Below are 2,842 nucleotides of genomic sequence, written 5' to 3'. Positions count from 1 at the left end.
CGGCGGGTTTGGCCTTTGGCGCAGGCGTCGTCTCGTTGGGCGATGAGGGTGGGCCGGTGCTGCTGGGTGGTGAAGAACATGGGGCAGGTTTCGCAGATCGTTTCGTAGCGGCAATCGAGCTCGACGGGCCGGCGGCAGTAGCCGTTGCCCAAGAGTCGTTTGTTGACCTCCGCATGCAGGGCGGTCATGGCTGGCCCGGCGGCCTCGGCGGGCAGGACGGGGATGGCGGGCTCAGCATCTTGGTAGAGGGCTTCGATCTTGCTGGTGACTTGGAAGTACTGGTCGGCGACGGTGCGGTCACCGATGCGGGCGTAGACCATCGTCATCGACAAGTCGGCGTGGCCCAGTAGCGCGGCGATCGCTTCGAGGCTCATGCCGCGGTTGATGGCTTGGGTGGCAAGGGTGTGGCGCAGCTGGTGGGGGTGGACGTGGCCGATGCCCGCGGCAGTGGCGGCTTTCTGGACGGCTTTGTCGACGCGGGTTGGTGGAATGGGTCGTCCGCGTTCGAGCAGGAGCAGGTCGCTGGCCTGCCAGGACGGGCGGTGGGCGATCCAGGCGTCGATGAGGGTTTTGAGGGCCGGGTCGAGGGGGATGTAGCGGTCGGTGTGGAGTTTCCCGACCGGGGTGCGAAGCCAGTAGCCGGTGCCGATCTGGACGACGGCGTTGATGCGTAGTCCGAGTAGTTCGCCGCGTCGCATGCCGGTGCGGGCCAGGATCTGGATCATCAACCGGTCGAGTTCGTCGGGTAGCTGTGCGGCGGCGGTCATGAACGCGGCAGCACGGGCATCGTCGAGGAACTTGGGCAGTGGCTTGTCCAAGCGTGGACGGTCTTCGCGGAAGACCAGAGCGCCGGTGGGCAGGTCGGGATAGCTCCATTCGGTGATACGGGTGAAGAAGGTATGCAGGTGACCCATCCGCATGCCCAACGTGGTCTTTGACAACCCGGTCTGGCCGCGGTAGCCGGGTCGTTGATCAAGCCAGGAGCGGTAGTCCTCGATGTGGCAGCGCTGCAGGTCGGCGATGCGATTGACCTCGGGGTGGTGGGCGATGAGGTATCCGGCGAATTGCCGCAGGGTGGTCTCGAACAGTGTCACTGATGAGGGCCGTAGTGAGGCGTGGCATTGCTGCAGGTAGCGGCGCATCGTGGCAGCCATCACCGGAACATGGGTGGTGATCTGTTCCCAGTCGACCTCGGCGGCGCTGCGCGCCGCCCATGGCCGGCGGACAGCCGGTTGCGGTGCTTGCCCGCGGTGGAACATCACCGCATCCAGCCCGAACAGTGGCGTCGACAACCATCGGGGCGGCGCGCTCGCTCGGGAGGCCATCACGGCATCGAAGTAGCTGGTGCGCGCCTGCTGGTAGGTCTGTGTGGTCAGGGCATCAGGGCTGGTGCCGGCGATCACGCAGATGCGCGCCAGATGGGACCACATGCGTCGGCTTTGTGCCGTGGTGAAGCCCAGCTCGAGGGCTTGGGTGGTGAATCTGTCGCGCTGCTCGGGATAGGCGTCAGCGATGTAGATGCCCCAGTGGCAGCATGACTGGGAGACGAAGTCCGGGGTGACCGGCAGGCTGCTGGCGATGGCGGCGTGAGCAGCGAACGACATCACCTCGGTGCGGACCTGGCGGCGTTGCTCGACGCTGGCGTGGTTCCAGCCGTCGAGATCACCGAACAGCCGACCGAAGCGCTGTGCCGCCAAGCGACGGCCCTTCGCCGACGCTGAGCTGGAAGCAGCCGCAATGTAGGAGGCCGTCACCTCCTCAAGAGCCGGACTGGTGCTGGTAGGGGCAACAGCGGTCATGGACGGGGCCCTTCCTCGATGGGTGGGTAGATGTCGCTCAACACCTGCATGGCGTCGCGGTACTGGTCAGCGAGCCAGTCGTTGGACAAGTGGAGGTAGATGCGGGTGGTCTCCAGGTTGGCGTGGCCGGCCTGGGCCTGAATCGCCTCCAAGGCCATGCCCGCCTCCCTCAGCCGGGTGAAGCATGTGTGACGCAGTTCGTGGCAGGTCGCGTGTCGCAACCCCGCGCGACCTCGGGCCCCAGCAAGGACTTCGTCCAGCCCTGCTGCGCTCAACGGCATGCCGCGGCGGGGTCCCTTCAACACCACGAACACCAACCCGGTGTCACACTCCGGGGGACGCTCGGTGGTCAGGTAGGCGGCCAGGTGGGTGAAGAACGCGTCGACGACCGGGACGATACGTTCGTGGCCGCCCTTGCCCTGGTGGACGAAGACCCGTCCATCGCCCAGCTGGATGTCGGCCAGACGCAGGCCCAGCACCTCACAGCGTCGCAGTCCGGCGTGCAGCATCAGCGTGACCATCGCCCGGTCCCGCTCGGTGCGCAACGCGCCCATCAACGCGACCGCCTCGCCCGGCGACAGCACCTGCGGCAGCCGTTTTGGAGCACGGACCAGCGGCGAGCCCCGCAACGACCGCGACCGGGGCGTCATCGACCGAGGAACCGGCTGCCGCTCACACACACCGCGGGCCAGCAGGTAGTCGAACAGCGAGGTGACCGTGGCCAGGCGGCGTTTGATCGTGGACGCCGCCAGGCCCTGCTCGCCGTCGACCAACCGGACCACGTTGCCGCCATGGCGAGGTTCACGCTGCTGCTCGATGAAAGCCAACACATCCGCCGTGCCCACCCCAACCGGTGGCTTGCCCACCACCGTGAAGAAGACCTTCAAGTCGAAGGCCTGCGCCAACACCGAATTGGGTCGCAGACGCGCCGCGGTGAACCTCAGATACTCGTCCACCCACTGCTCACCCAACCTGGGTGGCTGCCCCTCCACGAAGACCAGCTGTGGCACGAACCCATCCATCACTGGCCCCCAGCCACTCGA

At 66.6% G+C, this 2,842-nt stretch carries 2 protein-coding genes; both read right to left on the bottom strand.

Annotated features, from left to right (window positions below):
* A partial coding sequence (locus ABEA30_RS15465) for a tyrosine-type recombinase/integrase (RefSeq protein WP_345584442.1) occupies window positions 1-1,799 on the bottom strand: 1,799 nt, incomplete at its 3' end.
* Window positions 1,796-2,809, bottom strand: a complete 1,014-nt coding sequence (locus ABEA30_RS15460) for a tyrosine-type recombinase/integrase (protein ID WP_345584440.1) — start codon at window positions 2,807-2,809, stop codon at window positions 1,796-1,798. The genes ABEA30_RS15465 and ABEA30_RS15460, both read right to left, overlap by 4 nt.
* Window positions 2,810-2,842 lie beyond the last annotated feature (33 nt).

The organism is Tessaracoccus lubricantis, from assembly GCF_039544535.1.
Lineage (GTDB): Bacteria > Actinomycetota > Actinomycetes > Propionibacteriales > Propionibacteriaceae > Arachnia > Arachnia lubricantis.
This window is presented reverse-complemented; position numbering and strand designations above follow the sequence as displayed.